Here is a 15,217-nt window from a genome sequence, read left to right as displayed (position 1 = left end):
TTGTCGCTCTTGGCCTTGCCGTCCCTATTGCCGGGCGGCGTAGGCGTGTTCCATGTAGGTGTGCTCGACCGAACGATCGAGCGAGGCGATCTTCTCGAAGCCGCGCCGCCAGTCCTGCAAATGCCGCCGCGTCCACAGCACGCCGGCCTCCTTGTCGCGCCGCTTGATCGCATCGAGGATGTGGCGATGCGCCTCGACAAGGCGGGCGCCGCCCTCCGCCACGCGGCCGACGATCATCTCGGTGGTCGGAAAGAACAGCTGCGCGGCGGGCTCGCGGGCGAGCTGCAGCACGCGGTTCTGCGAGGCCTTGGCCATCAGGACGTGGAATTCCGCATCGAGCTCGGCGAGATCGGCGGGATTGCCGACCACCGCCGCGCTGCGCTCGAGATTGCCGGCAAGCTCTCCGATGTTGTCATCGGTCGCGCGTTCGACCGCGCCCTCGACACTCGCGACCTCCAGTGTCATCGAGGCCTCGAACAATTCTCGGAACGTCACCTCGTGCAGGATCAGCGCACGCGACAGCCGCGTGGCGAGCTTGTTGTAGCGCGGCAGGCAGGCCTGCAGGCGGCGGCTGGAATCGCGGCGGATCAGCCCGCCCTCCTCGAGCACGCGAATGCCTTCGCGCACCGTCGAGCGGTTGACGCCGAACTGCGCGACGAGCTGCTGCTCGGTGCCGATCGGCTCGCCCGGTTTGATCCGGCCGTTGATGATCTCGCGTTCGATCGCGTCCGCGACCTTCTGATAGGCCGGCGCGACGTCGATGCGCCGGAACAGCGGCGTGGCGGGCACCCTGGGCTCCCATTGTTCTTTGTCGGACAAATAATAGGCGAAGGCCTCTGGAGCGTCAAATAAGCAATCCTCGGCCGGATTGTCGCACCCGGCCGGTCGGAATTGACACTGGAACCGAGCAAATCTAGCTTTGTCGGACAAACCGATAAGAACACCCTGGGAGGCGCATCACCATGAAACCCATCGTCACGAGTCTGTCCGCCGCCGGCCTGCTCGCAGCCGCGCTGGCGGGGCCCGCGCTCGCACAACAGACGCCGCTCAAGATCGGCGTGCTGACCGATTTCCAGTCGGTCTATTCCGACATCGGCGGCGCCGGGAATGTCGAGGCCACCAAGATGGCGATCGAGGAGTTCGGCGGCTCGATGTTCGGCAAGCCGATCGAGCTCGTCACCGCCGATCCCCTCAACAAGGCCGACGTCGCCGCCACCATCACCCGCAAATGGTACGAGGCCGAGAATGTCGACATGATCATCGACATGCCGACCTCGGCGACCGCACTCGCCGGCATGGAGATGTCGAAGCAGTTCGAGAAGATCATGATCGTGACGGACGCGGCGAGCTCCGACATCACGGGCAAGTCCTGCTCGCCCTACACGCTGCACTGGACCTACGACACCTACGCCAACGCCCACACCGTCGGCAGCGCGATCGTCAAGAACGGCGGCGACAGCTGGTTCTTCATCACCGCCGATTACGTGTTCGGCCATTCGATCGAGCGCGACACCGGCGACGTCGTCCGCGCCGCCGGCGGCAAGGTGCTCGGCAGCGCGCGGCATCCGCTCAACACGCCGGACTTCTCGTCCTTCCTGCTGCAGGCGCAATCGTCGAAGGCGAAGATCGTCGGCCTCGCCAATGGCGGCGGTGACACCATCAACGCAATCAAGCAGGCCGCCGAATTCGGCATCGTCGCGGGCGGGCAGAATCTGGCTGGTATCGTGATGTTCATCTCGGACATCCACAGCCTCGGGCTGAAGCTCGCGCAGGGCCTGATCATCACCGAGGCCTACTATTGGGATCTCAACGACCGCACCCGCGCCTTCGGCAAGCGCTTCTTCGAGCGCATGAAGCGGATGCCGACCATGAACCAGGCCGCGACCTACAGCGCCACCCTGCACTACCTCAACGCGGTGAAGGCCGCCGGCACCAAGGAGACCAAGCCGGTGCTGGCGAAAATGCGCGCGACCCCGGTGCGCGACGCCTTCACCGACAACGGCGTGGTGCGCGAGGACGGCCGCATGGTGCACTCGATGTTCCTGTTCGAGGTCAAGAAGCCCGAGGAATCGAAGGCGCCGTGGGATTACTACAAGGTGCTCGCCGAGGTGCCCGGCGACCAGGCGTTCCGGCCGCTGAAGGACGGCGGCTGCCCGCTCATCAAGTGAGTGAATAGAATCATGGCCGGGGTCCAGGACCTCGGCCAACACCTTCAAATTGTTGGGTAAAAGCTGGCAGGAGTGGCAGGGCTCGAACCTGCGACCCCCGGTTTTGGAGACCGGTGCTCTACCAATTGAGCTACACTCCTTCAGGGAACCCGCGTCGCCGCCGGTTCGCGCCGTTTCAAGCACAGGGCATGGCCGGTTTGCAAGGGCGAAGCGGTGAAGCTTCTGTTCATTGCAAAACTTCTGCGTCAGAGTTCGGCCATCACTCCACGTCGGCGCTCCGCCGCAAGAATCAAGAACCCGGGAGAGACCATGAACGCCCAGACCGCCACCAAGCACGCCGCCGGCCCAAACACCCCGCCCCTCCCGCTCGCCAAACCCGAATCGATCGGGCTGTCGAGCGCGCGGCTGCAGGCCCTGTCCGACACCTTCAAGCGTGAGGTCGACAAGGGAACCGCGCCCGGCTTTACGGTGCTGGTGGCGCGGCGCGGCCAGATCGGCTGGTTCGACGCGATCGGGCGGCAAAGCCCGACCGCGTCTGCGCCGATGACGCATGACACGATCTTCCGCATCTTCTCGATGACCAAGCCGATCGTCTCGGTCGGCATCATGATGCTGCTGGAGGACGGCCACTTCCTGCTCAGCGACCCCGTCGCGAAATTCATCCCCGAATTCGCCGAGACCAAGGTCGGCGTCGAGCACAACGGCAAGCTCGAGCTGGTCCCCATGCAGCGGCAGATGACGATCCAGGACCTGCTGCGCCACACCTCGGGCTTGACCTACGACCACACCGGCAACGGCCCGGTACAGCAGCTCTACCAGCAGTCGCGGCTGCGCAGCCGCAAGATCACCAATGCCGAGCACGCCACCATGCTCGCCGGCATGCCGCTGATCTGCCAGCCCGGCGCCGAGTGGAACTACAGCCGCTCCACCGATATCCTCGGCCGCATCATCGAAGTCGTCAGCGGCAAGCCGCTCGGCGAATTCCTCGCTGACCGCATCCTCTCGCCGCTGCAAATGAACGAGACCGCCTTCCACACTCCGGAAGCCAATGCCGGCCGGCTCGCCGAGGCGTTTGCCAACGATCCCTGGACCAACGAGAAGGTGCAGCTGTTCAACATGCTGGAGAAGCCGGCGATGGAATCCGGCGGCGGCGGACTGGTCTCGACCACGATGGACTATGCGCGCTTCGCGCAGATGCTGCTGGGCGGCGGCTCGCTCGACGGCACCAGGATCATCGGCCGCAAGACGCTGGAGTTCATGGCGTCCGATCACCTCGGCGCCGGCGTCAAGGTCCAGGGCACGCTGGTGTCGCCCGGCCACAGCTTCGGCCTCGGCTTCGCCGTGCGCATGCAGCAGGGTATCGCGCCGTTCTCCGGCTCGGTCGGCCAGTACTTCTGGAGCGGCATGGCCGGCACGTTCTTCTGGATCGATCCGCGCGAAGACCTGATCGCGGTCTTCATGATGCAGGGCCCGGGCCAGCGCGAATATACCCGCTCGCTGGTGCGCAACGGCGTGTATGCGGCGGTTGAATAAGTCTCGTGCCCCGGATGCAACGCAGCGCGCGAGCGGTGCGTTGCTAAGCCGGGGCCTACCTCGATCCAATCGTGCACGTCTTCATGGGTCCCGGGGCTGCGGAGCGGCACTTCGCGCCGCACCGCGTCCGGGAGGCGAGATCGGCGTCAGCTGATCGTCGCGCCGCCGTCGATCACGATGGTCTGGCCGGTCATGAAGTCGCCGGCGCGCGAGCCCATGAACACGGCAGCGCCGGCGATCTCGTCGGGCACGCCGATCCGCAGCAGCGGCGAGCGCGCGGTCGAGGCCTTTAGCGTGTCCGGATTGTCCCACAGCGCCTTGGCGAAGTCAGTCTTGATCAGGCCCGGCGCGATGCAGTTCACGCGGATGTTGTGCTTGCCATATTCGCAGGCGAGGTTGCGCGCGAGCTGCATGTCGGCGGCCTTGGAGATCGCGTAGGCGCCGAGCACGGTCGAGCCCTTGAGGCCGCCGATCGAGGACACGATGATGATCGAGCCGTCCTTGCGCTCGATCATCTGCGGCACCACCATCGAGATCAGCCAGTTGTTGGCAACGATGTTGTTGTCGAGGATCTTGCGGAACTGATCGTCGGAGATGCCGGCAAGCGGACCGTAATACGGGTTCGACGCCGCGTTGCAGACCAGCACGTCGATCCTGCCGAAGGCGCGGTTGCTCTCGTCGACCAGATTTTGCAGGTTTTCCTTCGACGAGATGTTGGCGGCGATCGCGACCGCGGTGTCCTTGCCGAACTTGCCGTTGATATCGCCCGCGACCTGCTCGCAGACGTCGGCCTTGCGCGAGGAGATCACGACCTTGGCGCCGTGCTCGGCCATGCGCTCGGCAATGGCGAGCCCGATGCCGCGCGTCGAGCCGGTGATGACGGCGACTTTTCCCTTCATGTCGAACAAGGTCATGTTTCTCTCCCTGATGTAAGGCGTTTGAATTCTGCGGTTGAGCTTAGGCAGCGTTCCGGAGTTGCGATAGCGGCAATCACGCAAGCTTGCTCGCCGGCCGGACTTCAGGTCCGGACGGCTGATGCATCGCGGCGTGGCGCGGATCGGCGATCCAGGGCTGCTGGTTCACCATCGGCAACCGCCACATCGACACGTTGGGCGCAGCAATGTGATCGAGCCGCGTCACCGAGACATTGTCGATATCAAACGACAGCCCCCGGTCCGGCTGGCCGCCGAGTGCAAGACCGACCGCGGCCCTGATCACGCCGCCGTGGCCGACCGCGATGATGTTCTTGCCCGCTTCTTCGGCGGTGATCCGCACGATGGTGCGGCAGACGCGGGTGTAGAGATCCATGAAACTCTCGCCGCCGGGTGCAGGCTCGTTGACGTCGGCGAACCAGAGATTGCCCGGCGGACGGCTGGCAAGAAATGCGGCACGGTTCATGCCCTGCCACTGGCCGAGATGCAGCTCGGCGAAGTCGCGTTCCTGCGTCATGTTGGCCGGCTTCGGAAACCCGGCGGCCCAGATCGCCTCCGCGGTCTTGTGCGTTCGTTTGAGATTGCTCGAATACCACACCGCGTCACGCGGCAGCATCTTGGCGACCGCCTCGAACACCTCGACATCGCTGGTGTCGCAGTCGATATCCTCTTGCCCGTAGATGTTGCCGCCATCGCTGCGCACCGGCGCGTGACGAACCCACCACCACCGCGTCACCGTCACGTTAGGCTTGTCTGGATTGGACATCGGATGAGCCCTTCAATACTGTCCCCCGTCGCTGTACGTCACGCCGCACATCGTCTCAAGTGCTTCGGACGTTTGAAATTTTGTTTGAATTCCGTCGCGCGGCAGACGCGCCACGGACCATGTGAACAGGGAGAAAAGCCATGGGCCGCCTCGAAGGCAAATCCGTCATCATCACCGGCGCTGGAAGCGGCATCGGCCGCGCCGCCTCGCTGCTGTTCACCAAAGAAGGCGCCAAGCTGATCGCGGTCGATCGCAGCGATGGCGTCAACGAGACCGCCAAGCTGGTGCGCGATGCCGGCGGCACCGTCGAAGCCGTCACCGCCGATGCCGGCTCGGAGAGCGACGTGAAAGCCTTCATCGACAAGGCGCTGTCCAAGTACGGCAAGCTCGATGCGATCTGGGCCAATGCCGGCGTCAGCGGCGGCCTCGTGCCGCTCGCCGACCAGACCGTGGAGCACTGGCAGGAAGTGTTGCGCATCAATCTGATCGGGCCCTTCCTCGCGATCAAGCATTCGATCCCGCACATGACCAAGCAGGGTTCCGGCTCGATCATCTGCACCGCCTCGGTCGCAGGCCTGAAGGCCGGCGCCAGCGGACATCCCTATGGCGCGAGCAAGGCCGGCGTGATCAGCCTGGTGCAGACCACCGCCTACTCGCTCTCCGGCACCGGCGTGCGCATCAACGCGGTCTGCCCCGGCCTGATCGAGACCGGCATGACCAAGCCGGTATTCGATCGCGCCAAGGAGCGCGGCACCCAGGACAAGATCGGCCAGCTCAATCCGCTGAAGCGTCCCGGCCAGCCGCACGAGCTCGCCGCGATGGGATTGTTCCTGGCAAGCGACGAGGCGTCCTATGTCAACGGCCAGGCCATCCCGGTCGACGGCGGCCTTACCGCGTCGATGCCGTATACGGGCAAGCCGATTTAGCACGGCATTCTCCGTTCGCGGCGCAAGCCCGAATGGCGCGATAGCGGCGCCACATCCACCACCGTCGTCCTGGCTTACGCCAGGACCCAACCACCAAACTTGATTGTGAACGGGAACGCGGCCCCAGCATCACGCAACAATTCTCATTTGGGGTAATGGGTCCTGGCTTACGCCAGGACGACATCGAATGTGCTGCGCATCGAGAGCCGCAGGATGGGTAGAGCGAAGCTAAACCCATCATCTCACGGCGCGGATGCATTTTTGATCGGCAGGCAACGGTCCGAATATTGCTTGGCCCCGGCAGGCAAACCAGCTGTTATACTTTGCTGGCAGGATCGCCGGCACATCAGCAATTCCTCGCACACGAACAGGCAATGCAAAATCAACGCCCCGACCGTATCCGCAAGCTGTTGGCCGACCTCGTCGCGTTCGACACCGTCAGCGACCGCAGCAACCTGCCGCTGATCGACTACATCGAGCGCTATCTCGGCTCGCTTGGCGTCAGCGGGCAGCGCATCGTCGATGACACCGGAAAGAAGTCCTCGCTGTGGGTCACGGTCGGCCCGGAAGACAAACCCGGGCTGGTGCTGTCGGGGCATACCGATGTCGTGCCGGTCGCCGGACAGGACTGGAGCCACAATCCGTTCGAGCTCGTCGAGCGTGACGGGCGGCTGTACGGCCGCGGCACCACCGACATGAAGGGCTTTGTCGCGGTCTGTCTCGCGATGGTTCCGGAAATGCTCGCGGCCGGTCTGAAGACGCCGATCAATCTTGCGATCTCCTATGACGAGGAGATCGGCTGCGTCGGCGTGCGCCCGATGCTGCGCGAGGTCGCTCGCAAGCCGGTCAAGCCGCTCGGCTGCTTCGTCGGCGAGCCGACCCGGATGCAGGTGATCATCGGCCACAAGGGCAAGCACGGCGTGCGCGCCACGTTCCGCGGGCTCGCCCGCCACTCCTCGATCGCGCCTGATGGCGTCAACGCCATCGAATATGCGGCCGACCTGATCACCGAAATCCGCCGCCGCGCCGCGCTGCTGGCCGCGGATGCCGAACAGAACAGCCTCTACGACGTCCCGCATTCGACCCTGCTCACCAGCATCGTGCATGGCGGCGCCGCGCTGAACATCGTGCCCGACCATTGCGTGGTGGAATTCGAATGCCGCGGCATCGGCATCACCGAGTCCCGGCAGGTGACGGACGCGATCATCGCCTGGGCCAAGGCCGAGATCGAGCCTGACATGCGCAAGCGGCACCCGGAGTGCGGCATCGATTTCGAGGAGATCCTCGACTACCCCGCGCTCGACACCCAGGCGGACGCGCCCATCGTCACGCTCGCCAAGCAGCTCGCCGGCCGCAACGACCACGCCAAGGTCGCATTCGGCACCGAGGCCGGCCTGTTCGTCAGCATGGCCGATGTGCCGTCGGTGGTGGTCGGCCCCGGCGGAATCGCGCAGGCGCACACGCCGGATGAGTTCGTCGAGATGTCGCAGCTCGAGGCTTGCGGAGAATTCGTCGCTCGGCTGATTGCGCATTGCGCGAATTGATGTTGACCCCGTTGGGCGTGCAAACCAGCCGGTGAAACAGGAACCCGGGACCATGTCGACCGAGAAAGAACGTCAGCAAGGTGGAGTGGCGGAAACCTTCCGCGTGGCCGTACAGGCGTTGATCATCGCGCTGGTGATCCGGACCTTCCTGTTCCAGTCCTTCAACATTCCGTCCGAGTCGATGGAAACGACGCTGCTGGTCGGCGACTACCTGTTTCTCTCGAAATACAGCTATGGATACACGCACTACTCCCTGCCCTTCTCGCCGCCGCTGTTCTCTGGCCGTATCTTCGGCTCCGAACCCAGGCCCGGTGACGTCGTGGTGTTCCGGCTGCCGAGCGACGACTCCGTCGACTTCATCAAGCGGGTGATCGGCCTGCCGGGCGACCGCATTCAAATGATCGACGGGCAGCTGTACATCAACGGCACCGCGGTCAAACGCGAGCGCGTCGACGACTATGTCGATCGCGACGATGGACCGCGCCCGGTCCGCGTCAAGCGCTGGCGCGAGACCCTGCCGAACGGGGTCAGTTATGACACGCTCGATCGCATCGAGCGTTCCGAATACGACAACACACAGGTTTATGTCGTGCCGCCCGGGCATTTCTTCGCGATGGGCGACAACCGCGACAACTCGGCCGACAGCCGCGTGCCGCCGGCGCGAGGCGGCGTCGGCTACGTGCCGTTCGAGAACCTGATCGGGCAAGCCAAGATGATCTTCTTCTCGATCGGCAATGAAGCGCCCGCATGGCAAGTGTGGCGCTGGCCGTCCTCGGTGCGCTGGAGCCGGCTGTTCACCGGCATTCACTGATGAGCGAGTCGGCCACCGACGGATCGAACATGGTAAGTGCGACGCGGATCAAGACGGAGCGCGCATGATCGAAGCGATATGCGAGAAAGGCAATCCGCCATTGCAACTGCGCTGAACCAACGGCGGGCGTCGTTGATCCGCCCTGTGCGCTATTCCGGATACCCCAGGATCGTCTTGAGCAATTTGGGAAAGCGCGCATTGATATCGGCTTCGCGCACTACATTGCGATGCTCGACGCCCTTTTTCCAGGTTTGAATCAAGCCGGCTTCTCGCAGGACGCGGAAGTGGTTCGACAGCGTCGATTTGGCCATGCCAGGGCACGGCGCCGCTGCCGTGCATGACATGCAATCGCCCTGCTCGAGCAGGCCCCTGACAATCTTCAACCGCATCGGATCCGCGAGTGCTGCCAGCACTCCGGCCAATGTGATGTCCTCACGCGACGGGTGAACGAACTGCACCATCACGAAATATATAGCGCTGCCCTTGAACAGCTTCAATAGTTCATTATTACTGAACTACTGAACAAATTGCGCATCCGCGCGGGCAATGGAGAACAAGATGAGCAAAAGACTCGAGGGCAAAGTGGCGCTGGTAACCGGCGCGTCAAAGGGCATCGGCGCCGAGATCGCGCTCCGCCTCGCCGCGGAGGGTGCCGCGGTTGCTGTCAACTACAGCGCCAGCAAACAGGCAGCCGAGCGTGTTGTGGACGCGATCACCAGCAAGGGCGGCAAAGCCGTCGCTGTGCATGGCAATCTCACCGACGCCGGCCAGGTGAAGTCGGTGGTGGCCGAGACCGTCAAGGCGTTTGGTCCGATCGATATCCTGGTCAACAATGCCGGCATCTACGAGTTCGCGCCGCTGGATGGCATCACTGCCGAGCACTTCCATAAGCATTTCGATCTCAATGTGCTGGGCCTGCTGCTGGTTTCGCAGGAAGCCGCGCGGCACTTCAATACGGCAGGCGGCAGCATCATCAATATCAGCTCCGGCGTATCGACGATCGCGCCGCCGAACACCGCCGTCTATACCGCGACCAAAGCCTCGGTGGACGCGATCTCCTCGGTGCTCTCAAAGGAACTGGCGCCGCGCAAGATCCGCGTCAACACCGTCAACCCCGGCATGATCGCGACCGAAGGTGTCGTTTCCGCCGGCCTTTCCGAGGGTGACATGCGCAATTGGATCGAGTCCGTCACGCCGCTGGCGCGGATCGGCAAGGTCGAGGAGATCGCGGCCGCCGTGGCCTTCTTCGCCTCGAACGATGCCTCCTATGTCACCGGCGAAACGTTGCACGTGACGGGCGGTCTTCGCTGAGGCGATTGTTCTTCATGCCCGGGTATCGGGTCTTGAACCTGCGATAGCCGTAGGGCGGATGGCGCTGCGCGCATCCGCCCTACCCGTTTTGCCGATTGCGTAGCCCGCATGAGCGACTTGTCCGCCATAGCTCGAAGAACGACGGCGGAAGCGATATGCGGAGACGGTTCCCCGGGCTACGTCGTTCGCCCCAGGCAATGAACTACGGACAATCACTCGCAGCCAAGAATGTTCGGCACTCATTGGCAACCTTTCCGTCTGCGGCTGCGACCGACCTAGCTATGGCTATCAGTTGCTCAAATTCGACAGGGTTATCGGACCAGTAAGCCCGCTCGACGGACAGGAGCGACCTCAGCAGATCGCCGGGAAAATACTCGGATTCAACAAGCGGATCGGCACGCAGGTACCGAAACGCCATTGGAATCAGCACCGGGAGGCCAATCTTTTGGCCGATCAGCAGACGTACGTCGCCAGCGCTCAGGTTCTTCAAAGGTGTACGCCTCAAGCGCAGGCAGCGTGCCACCATGCCTGTTGGAGCGGTCTCCGGTTCCCCCCAATCCTGCCCATCAAGTTCCTGTAGCGTGCGCCTCTCATCAACCATTGCACCTCTCCCCGATGTGCAGTTGTAGCGAGAATCGACAATCGGCGATCTCGTCATTCGGTCCTCGAACGCGTGGGACACCGCGCCCTTCGGAGTCCGCCTATGGCTTATCGTACCGGTCGTTGAGATTCGTAGGATGGATTATAACCCGTCCGGCGGCAGGCCCGGCCCCGTCGCGGCGGGACGGAGCTTGTCGCGCTTGCGCTCGCGGTAGAAGGCATAGAGGCCGGAGGCGACGATGATCGCGGCGCCCGCGAGCATCTGAACATCGGGCTGGTGGCCGAAGGCGAGATAGCCAAGCAGCATCGCCCACAGCAACGCCGAGTAGCGGAACGGCGCCACCGCCGAGATGTCGCCGATGCGCAGCGACACGATGATGCATTGATAGCCGATCAGGATCAGCACCGCGGCCAGCACGAGCAAGCCCAGCGCGTGGCCCGACGGCGGCCGCCAGCCGCCCAACGGGACAAGAACGGCAGCGCCGGCGGTCGTCACCGTCACGGTGGTGAGCAGCGTGATGAACACGGTCGGCAGCTGCTTCGGGATGCGGCGGGTGGCGAGATCGCGCACCGCGCAGAAGCCGACCGACGCCAGCGCCAGAAGCGAAGCCTGGCTAAAGCCCTGCGCCCCCGGCCGCACGATGACCAGCACGCCGATGAAGCCGGCGGCGATCGCAAGCCAGCGCCGCCAGCCGACCGGTTCGCCGAACACCAGCGCCGCGCCGAGTGTGATGACCAGCGGCAACGCCTGGAAGATCGCCGACGCGTTGGCGAGCGGGATCTGTGCGATCGCCGAGAGATAGGTCAGCGTGCCGCCGATCTCGCCCATGACGCGCAGTCCGACCGGCCAGATCAGCAGCGCACCAAAACTGCGCAGTGCGTCGCGGTACCAGGCGAGGGCTGCGACCAGCACCATCGCGACCAGGCCGCGGACCAGCAGGATCTCCCCGATGTTGAGCTCCGCCGACACCGCCTTGGTGATGGTGTCGTTGGCCGTGAAGCTGGCCATGGCCGCCGCCATGAACAGGCTGCCGCGAAGATTCGGGGAAAGAGGCAAAGTGAAAATGTCCGATCAGGACCAGGGCGGGCGTTGACCGGACTGACTTGCCAAAGCGACGCAGCGAACTCAAGTCACAGATGGCTACAATGCGGAAACATGCCGCAGCTCGCGGAAGCGGCGCGAACCCGGGGGGATCGCGCCGCGTTTTCGATCAGGTGGCGCCGGCCTTCTGCGCGTATTCCCATGACGCCTGTGACAGCGGCACGGTGCGCTTGGCCGACTCGAGGGCCTTGGCATTCGCGGCGGTGCCGTCGCGGACCCGGCCCGCAATGCCCTGCGTGATGCCGGCGAGGCGGAACAGGTTGTAGGAGAAGTACCAGTTCAGATCCGGCACAGCCATGCCGGTGACGTCGCAGTAGATCTGCGCAGCCTCGTCCTGGCTCGGAATGTTCAACGCCTTGAGGTCGGCGTTGGCGAGGCCCGGCATGGTCCACTGCATCAACAGATAGGTGAAGTCGGCCATGGGATCGCCGAGCGTCGACAATTCCCAGTCAAGCACCGCCTGCACCCGCGGCTCGGTGGCGTGGAAGATCATGTTGTCGAGGCGATAGTCGCCATGCACGACCGAGACGCGCTTCTGCTCCGGCACCGTCTTCGGCAGCCACTCCGCGAGCTTCTCGAATTCGGGAATATGCTGCGTCTCGGATGCACGGTATTGCTTGGTCCAGCGGTCGACCTGGCGCGCAAAATAATTGCCGGGCTTGCCGAAATCGCCGAGGCCGATCTTTTCGGGATCGAGCATGTGCAGCTTCGCCAGCGTTTCGATCTTGCTGGTGAAGATCTTGCGGCGCGCGTCGGGCTCTTGGCTCGGCAGCGTCGGATCCCAGAACACCCGGCCCTCCTCCATCGACATGATGTAGAAGGCCGAGCCGATCACCGCATCGTCGGTGCACAGCGCGTAGGCTTTCGCGACCGGGAAATTCTGCTTGCCGAGCGCCGCGATGACGCGGAACTCGCGATCCACCGCATGGGCCGACGGCAACAATTTACCGAACGGACGGCGGCGCATCACGTAATTGCGGCCGGGGGTCTCGAGCTTGTAGGTCGGGTTGGACTGGCCACCCTTGAACTGCAGGACCTTGAGCGGGCCCTGATAGCCCTCGACGTGTTCCTGCATCCAGGCCGCGAGGTTCGCCTCGTTGATACGATGGCGTTCCTCGACTTCCCTTGTGCCGGAAAATTCTTCGTCTTTCCTGACGCCGTCCGCCACGATGACGCTCCCTCAATTCAGTTTTTGGGGAGCGCCGTCGGACGCTCCTTCAATCAGGCTGGCACGCCAGCCTGATTTCTCTTTTTCATTCTGAGCACGATGTCAGCACGAACGCCATGCGTTCCGCGTCATGCTCAGTGCGACGTGTTTGCATACTTCCGAAGTTCAAGTCTGGCAATGGCGCGATTGTGCACCTCGTCCGGACCGTCCGCCAGTCGCAGCGTACGGATGTGGGCGTAGTCCTTGGCAAGCCCGGCCTCGTCGGAGACGCCGCCGCCGCCATAGGCCTGGATCGCCTGGTCGATGATCTTCAGCGCCATGTTCGGCGCTGCGACCTTGATCATCGCGATCTCGGCCTGCGCGGTCTTGTTGCCGACCTTGTCCATCATGTCGGCGGCCTTGAGGCACAGCAAGCGGTTCATCTCGATATCGGTGCGGGCCTCGCCGATGCGCTGCTCCCAGACCGAATGCTCGATGATCTTCTTGCCGAACGCAGTGCGCGAGGCGAGCCGCTTCACCATCTTCTCCAGCGCCTCCTCGGCCTTGCCGATGGTGCGCATGCAGTGATGGATGCGGCCCGGACCGAGACGGCCCTGCGCGATCTCGAAGCCGCGGCCTTCGCCGAGCAGGATGTTTTCCTTCGGCACGCGGACGTTTTCGAGCAGCACCTGGGCGTGGCCGTGCGGCGCATCGTCGAAGCCGAACACCGGCAGCATCTTCTCGACCTTGATGCCGGGAGTGTCGAGCGGCACCAGGATCTGCGACTGCTGCTGATGCTTGGCGGCGTTGAAATCGGTCTTGCCCATCAGGATCGCGACCTTGCAACGGGGATCGCCGACGCCCGACGACCACCATTTGCGGCCGTTGATGACGTAGTGATCGCCGTCCTTCTCGATCCGGGTCTCGATGTTGGTGGCGTCGGAGGACGCAACCGCCGGCTCGGTCATCAGGAAGGCGGAGCGGATCTCGCCGTCCATCAGCGGGCGCAGCCATTTGCGCTTCTGCTCCTTGGTGCCGTAGCGGATGAACACTTCCATGTTACCGGTATCGGGAGCGGAGCAATTGAAGACCTCGGACGCCCAGGAGATGTGGCCCATCTCTTCCGACAGCAGCGCGTATTCGAGGTTGCTCAATCCCGCGCCGTGGAATTCGTCATCCTCGTGCGAGGACGGCGGCATGAACATGTTCCAGAGGCCTTCGGCCTTCGCCTTCTTCTTCAGATCCTCGAGGATCGGGATCACCTTCCAGCGCGGGCCTTCGGCGTCCTGCTGGTCGTAGATCGGCACGGCGGGACGGACATGCGTTTTCATGAAGGCCTGAACGCGCTCAAGCCATTCCTTCTGCCTGGCCGACATCGTGAAATCCATGGGACGCTCCTCGTTTCCTAGACTTGGGCCGCGGACTTGGGCGGCGGACTTGGGCCGTGAACTCGGGCCTTGACTTGGGTCTTGGCCTTTTGGGCAACATTGTTGACCCCGCCTCCGCGGCCCGCAAGGGCGTTCGCGAAAACGGCGGCGGTGGTGTGCCAGAAAGTCGCCCCGCGATCAGCGGATTGACATTTCCGGCTCTTCAAACGATAGTTTCATACAAATGTTTGAAATGCAACTCCCTGTCGTCTTCGTCATTCCCCGGCACACCGCGGAATAACGGAAAGGCTCTCAGCCATGGCCAGCGACCAAACCCGATCCGCCATTCTCGCCGCCGCCGAGCGGCTCTATGCCGACCGCGGCTTCGGCGACGTCACGCTGCGCGACATCGTCGCGGAAGCGAATGTCAACCTCGCGGCGGTGAACTATCATTTCGGCTCCAAGGACGAATTGATCGCGGAGCTGTTCGTCACCCGCAGCATCCAGACCAACCGCGAACGTCTCAATGAATTGAAGGCGGCCGAGGAAAATGGCGGCGGCCGCGCCTCGATCGAGGACATCATGCGCGCCCTCGTCGGCCCCACTTTGCGCGGCTGCCTCGGGCCCGATCGCGAGGGCTCGACCGCAGCGCGTTTCATGATCCGCGCCTCGATCGAATCCGTGCCGCCGATCCGCCGCATCAAGAATCGCGAAGTCGATCATTTGCGCAAATTCGCCGCAGCGATGCGCCGCGCGATGCCGGGCCGCGACGACACCGAACTGTACTGGGGCCTGCACTTCGCGCTCGCGATGGCGCATCACACCATCCGCGAGAAGGAACGCCTGCTGCGGCTGTCGGAAGGCAAATGCGACCTCGACGACGTCCGCGCCATCATCGATCGCGTGGTCACCGTCTCGGTGATGGCGCTCACGATGGCCGACGTGCCGAGCAAGCCGGCGCTGCGGCCGGTCGTGGTGCACGGCCGGCTGACGCGCCAGGATCTGTAAGG

The 15,217-nt window shown here is 63.8% G+C and carries 15 protein-coding genes and 1 tRNA gene; 7 read left to right on the top strand and 9 right to left on the bottom strand.

Annotation, left to right across the window (positions count from 1 at the left end):
- Positions 1–24: 24 nt before the first annotated feature.
- Entirely contained in the window at positions 25–789 is a 765-nt protein-coding gene (locus tag ACE10Z_RS20210) for a FadR/GntR family transcriptional regulator (RefSeq protein WP_375789476.1), read from the bottom strand.
- Positions 790–962: 173 nt separating this feature from the next.
- Between ACE10Z_RS20210 and ACE10Z_RS20205 the strand changes: the two genes are divergently transcribed.
- Positions 963–2,168, top strand: coding sequence for an ABC transporter substrate-binding protein (locus ACE10Z_RS20205; RefSeq protein WP_375789475.1), 1,206 nt, complete (start codon positions 963–965; stop codon positions 2,166–2,168).
- Positions 2,169–2,232: 64 nt separating this feature from the next.
- Here ACE10Z_RS20205 and ACE10Z_RS20200 read toward each other — a convergent pair.
- Positions 2,233–2,308: transfer RNA gene (locus ACE10Z_RS20200), tRNA-Trp, on the bottom strand.
- A gap of 169 nt (positions 2,309–2,477) precedes the next feature.
- On the opposite strand from ACE10Z_RS20200, the gene ACE10Z_RS20195 reads away from it, so the two are divergent.
- On the top strand, positions 2,478–3,701 hold the full coding sequence (locus ACE10Z_RS20195; protein ID WP_375789474.1) for a serine hydrolase domain-containing protein: 1,224 nt from the start codon (positions 2,478–2,480) through the stop codon (positions 3,699–3,701).
- A gap of 146 nt (positions 3,702–3,847) precedes the next feature.
- Here ACE10Z_RS20195 and ACE10Z_RS20190 read toward each other — a convergent pair whose 3' ends face one another.
- Complete coding sequence (locus ACE10Z_RS20190; RefSeq protein WP_375789473.1) at positions 3,848–4,615, bottom strand: SDR family NAD(P)-dependent oxidoreductase; 768 nt, start codon at positions 4,613–4,615, stop codon at positions 3,848–3,850.
- Positions 4,616–4,691: 76 nt separating this feature from the next.
- Entirely contained in the window at positions 4,692–5,399 is a 708-nt protein-coding gene (locus tag ACE10Z_RS20185) for a histidine phosphatase family protein (RefSeq protein ID WP_375789472.1), read from the bottom strand.
- A 140-nt stretch (positions 5,400–5,539) separates the two neighbouring features.
- Here ACE10Z_RS20185 and ACE10Z_RS20180 point away from each other — a divergent pair, with 140 nt between their 5' ends.
- The 3 genes from ACE10Z_RS20180 to lepB all read left to right on the top strand — a co-directional run bounded on the left by ACE10Z_RS20180 (position 5,540) and on the right by lepB (position 8,680).
- Entirely contained in the window at positions 5,540–6,325 is a 786-nt protein-coding gene (locus tag ACE10Z_RS20180) for an SDR family NAD(P)-dependent oxidoreductase (RefSeq protein ID WP_375789471.1), read from the top strand.
- A 374-nt stretch (positions 6,326–6,699) separates the two neighbouring features.
- The gene (gene argE / locus ACE10Z_RS20175; RefSeq protein ID WP_375789470.1) at positions 6,700–7,869 is read left to right on the top strand and encodes an acetylornithine deacetylase; all 1,170 of its coding nucleotides are present in this window, start codon (positions 6,700–6,702) and stop codon (positions 7,867–7,869) included.
- A gap of 52 nt (positions 7,870–7,921) precedes the next feature.
- Positions 7,922–8,680: a signal peptidase I gene (gene lepB, locus ACE10Z_RS20170; RefSeq protein ID WP_375789469.1), complete on the top strand. Its 759-nt coding sequence runs from the start codon at positions 7,922–7,924 to the stop codon at positions 8,678–8,680.
- A gap of 149 nt (positions 8,681–8,829) precedes the next feature.
- Here lepB and ACE10Z_RS20165 read toward each other — a convergent pair whose 3' ends face one another.
- Positions 8,830–9,141 carry an ArsR/SmtB family transcription factor gene (locus tag ACE10Z_RS20165; protein WP_375789884.1) on the bottom strand — a complete coding sequence of 104 codons (312 nt, stop codon included), beginning with the start codon at positions 9,139–9,141 and terminating at the stop codon, positions 8,830–8,832.
- Positions 9,142–9,238: 97 nt separating this feature from the next.
- Between ACE10Z_RS20165 and ACE10Z_RS20160 the strand changes: the two genes are divergently transcribed.
- On the top strand, positions 9,239–9,991 hold the full coding sequence (locus ACE10Z_RS20160; RefSeq protein WP_375789468.1) for an SDR family NAD(P)-dependent oxidoreductase: 753 nt from the start codon (positions 9,239–9,241) through the stop codon (positions 9,989–9,991).
- A gap of 202 nt (positions 9,992–10,193) precedes the next feature.
- On the opposite strand, the gene ACE10Z_RS20155 is transcribed toward ACE10Z_RS20160, so the two are convergent.
- The 4 genes from ACE10Z_RS20155 to ACE10Z_RS20140 form a co-directional block, all read right to left on the bottom strand.
- Positions 10,194–10,592, bottom strand: a complete 399-nt coding sequence (locus tag ACE10Z_RS20155; protein WP_375789467.1) for a contact-dependent growth inhibition system immunity protein — start codon at positions 10,590–10,592, stop codon at positions 10,194–10,196.
- 141 nt (positions 10,593–10,733) lie between these two features.
- Positions 10,734–11,648: a DMT family transporter gene (locus ACE10Z_RS20150; protein ID WP_375789466.1), complete on the bottom strand. Its 915-nt coding sequence runs from the start codon at positions 11,646–11,648 to the stop codon at positions 10,734–10,736.
- A gap of 154 nt (positions 11,649–11,802) precedes the next feature.
- Positions 11,803–12,861, bottom strand: a complete 1,059-nt coding sequence (locus ACE10Z_RS20145; RefSeq protein ID WP_375789465.1) for a phosphotransferase family protein — start codon at positions 12,859–12,861, stop codon at positions 11,803–11,805.
- A 134-nt stretch (positions 12,862–12,995) separates the two neighbouring features.
- A complete protein-coding gene (locus ACE10Z_RS20140) occupies positions 12,996–14,228 on the bottom strand; it encodes an acyl-CoA dehydrogenase family protein (RefSeq protein ID WP_375789464.1) in 1,233 nt (410 codons plus the stop codon).
- A gap of 297 nt (positions 14,229–14,525) precedes the next feature.
- On the opposite strand from ACE10Z_RS20140, the gene ACE10Z_RS20135 reads away from it, so the two are divergent.
- Positions 14,526–15,215 (top strand): TetR/AcrR family transcriptional regulator, encoded by a 690-nt coding sequence (locus tag ACE10Z_RS20135; RefSeq protein ID WP_375789463.1) that lies wholly within the window; start codon positions 14,526–14,528, stop codon positions 15,213–15,215.
- Positions 15,216–15,217 lie beyond the last annotated feature (2 nt).

It is taken from the genome of Bradyrhizobium sp. Pha-3, from assembly GCF_042258615.1.
GTDB lineage: Bacteria > Pseudomonadota > Alphaproteobacteria > Rhizobiales > Xanthobacteraceae > Bradyrhizobium.
Note: the sequence above shows the minus strand (reverse complement) of the source record. Positions and strands in the feature narration are given on the sequence as shown.